The organism is uncultured Romboutsia sp. (assembly GCF_958366745.1).
GTDB lineage: Bacteria > Bacillota > Clostridia > Peptostreptococcales > Peptostreptococcaceae > Romboutsia > Romboutsia timonensis.
In genome coordinates this window covers 1-2,514 of the sequence record NZ_CATXCO010000300.1, presented here as the reverse complement: position 1 = coordinate 2,514, position 2,514 = coordinate 1, and the positions used below count along the sequence as shown (strand labels likewise).

Sequence of the window (2,514 nt, the reverse complement as noted above, 5' to 3'; positions counted from 1 at the left end):
ACATCCAATCATATAATTATATTAGGTAACATAAGTTTTTTCTTATGGGGGAAAAAAATACAGCAAAAGGAGTTTTGACTTATTATGAAAAAGAAAAAAAAATCATCATGCTCATGTATACCTCAACAAGATGTGTGTAATGATTCATTATTAAATACATGTAAACCTAATAATACATGTAAACCAGTTAATAGTTGCAAAAAATCTGTAAAAAAATATATAGAACCTATATGTAATGATTGTGAAGTGAAATTTGTTGATACATGTGCAGATTTAGCTTCAAAAGCTGAAGAGCTATTTGAAAAAGCATTGGAACATCAATGTATAGCAGAAGAAACACTAGAACAGGCAAAAGAATGTGAAGAATCAGCAAAAGTATTAGCAGCAGATGCTCAAAATTTAATGAAGAAAGCTAAAAATGCAGAAAAAGAATCTAAAGCAGCAAAATGTAAAGCTGAGCAACTACTAGAAAAATCAGAAAATCTTTGTCAAGAAGCTAAATGTTTATATAAAGAAGCTGAAGAAACTCAAGCACAAGCACAAGAAAATTGTGAACAAGCTAAATGTTTATATGAAAAAGCTCAAGTTCATAATGAAAAAGCTAAAGAATTATATTGTCAAGCTATGAAGTGTGATGAAAAGGCATTACAATGCTATAAAAATGCTGGAGAAAAAATAAAAGAATATGAATCAAAATCTAATAAATGTGAAGATATGATTAACAAATGTAACATGAAATTAAACCAATGTAACTATAAAGAAACAAAATGTAATGACACAATGCCTAAATATGTTAAAATGAATAAATGTAAACCAAGCTGTAATAAAAATTATGAAGAATACAAATGTGGATGTAATTACACTAACAAAAAAGCAAATGAAATAAAATATGATATGAAAAATATGTGTAATATGAATAATAAGAAAAAAATGGATGATATGTGTAATATGAATTATATGAAAGATGATGATGAAATAATATATATAAATAATGAAGATTTATATATGAATGATTGTCCAACTTATGTAAGTCCTATGTATGACATGTATCAAATGCAATGTATGGGAGATTTTGCACAACAATATCCATCATTAGATATGCCATATATGAATGGTTATATGGATCAATATCAAGATGTAAATGATATGTGGATGAATTACTATATGATGATGCAAAATATGATGCAAAGCATGATGAAACCAAGAGATATATATTAAATTAAAGAATGCCTATTACAGGCATTCTTTTTTATTTAGAGCTATCTTAAATTATTTTTAAAAAAGAGTTTTTTAGTGTTTACCTTAATAGTTCTTTTTCTATTAATTTATAGAAGTTTTCCATCATATTATTAAATTCTTTTGTCTTTTGTATATAATTTGATACTACAGGTAAATTAAAAAAATCATTATAATCTCTATTTAATTGATTTACCTTTTTAGAGGCATCCTCTAAAGAATAGTTTGAATATAGGTTATTTTTTTTATTAATATACATATCGAATTGCCTTTTTAAGTTTCTATTTTTATCCAATTCTAATTTACTTTTATTCATAGCTTTAAATTCATTTGTATTTTTTATAAATGATGCAACCTCTTTTGATAATTGATTTATGTTCATATAATATCCCCCCATTACAAAACTATATATTATAGTTTATAATATTAAGGCTTGTAATAGACTAATAATTAATATATATATTTATATTTAAATGCTAATAAAAGTGTATAAAAAATAACTGCAAATTAATAATATATATAGTATTAAATAAGACTTAGAAGGAAATAGTATATTGAAAAAGGAGATCTTTATGACCTCCTAAATTTTTGTTAAATCGCTTAAAAACTCTTCAAATCTTATTCCATCGTTTCTATCACTATTAAAATTAGCACTATATTCAACTACTTTATATATAAAATTAGTTGCGGTGTTAACGCAATATACTAAATCAAATCCTCTACATATCATAGCACAAAGTATAGATGTAAATATATCACCTGTTCCGCTATAAGAACAGTTATTATATTTTATAGAGGTAAAAAATATTTCATCAGTAGTTTTATCATATGCCATATTTGAAATATTATCTCCTTCTAGTATTCCTGTTATTATAACCTTGTCAGGACCTAATTTAGAAATATCTTTAGCTATCTCTACAATTTCATTACGTGTAAGATCACGTTTTGTTATATCTCTCCCAGTCAAAAAGCATGCTTCTGTTAGGTTAGGAGTAGTTAAGTTAGATAATTTAACTAGCTCTTTAATTTTAAGACAAGATTCTTCATTAAATATAGGGTATAATACTCCATCATCTCCCATTATAGGATCTACAACAATAAAAGCGTTAGGATTCTCTTCTATAAATTTAGAAACAATATCTATTTGAGCTATAGATCCTAAAAAGCCACTATATATACAATCAAAATTTACATTTAAATCTTTCCATACTTTATAATAATTAGTCATTTCATTAGTTAAGTCTAAAAAGGTAAATTTAGGATATCCTGTTTTACTAG

At 25.1% G+C, this 2,514-nt stretch carries 3 protein-coding genes; 1 reads left to right on the top strand and 2 read right to left on the bottom strand.

The annotated features are described in order from the left end of the window. Positions 1-84: 84 nt before the first annotated feature. The gene (locus Q5F54_RS13015; RefSeq protein WP_302334580.1) at positions 85-1,218 is read left to right on the top strand and encodes a hypothetical protein; all 1,134 of its coding nucleotides are present in this window, start codon (positions 85-87) and stop codon (positions 1,216-1,218) included. A gap of 79 nt (positions 1,219-1,297) precedes the next feature. Here Q5F54_RS13015 and Q5F54_RS13010 read toward each other — a convergent pair whose 3' ends face one another. Further along, on the bottom strand, positions 1,298-1,618 hold the full coding sequence (locus tag Q5F54_RS13010; protein WP_288526871.1) for a YlbF family regulator: 321 nt from the start codon (positions 1,616-1,618) through the stop codon (positions 1,298-1,300). Between the two features lie 198 nt (positions 1,619-1,816). After that, the coding region (locus Q5F54_RS13005; RefSeq protein WP_302334579.1) for a PfkB family carbohydrate kinase at positions 1,817-2,514 on the bottom strand (698 nt) is incomplete at its 5' end.

What these genes read in the sequence shown, in the direction of transcription:
- Q5F54_RS13015 (WP_302334580.1), top strand. Translation starts at nt 85, where the DNA reads ATGAAAAAGAAAAAAAAATCATCATGCTCATGTATACCTCAACAAGAT.
- Q5F54_RS13010 (WP_288526871.1), bottom strand. Translation starts at nt 1,618, where the DNA reads ATGAACATAAATCAATTATCAAAAGAGGTTGCATCATTTATAAAAAAT.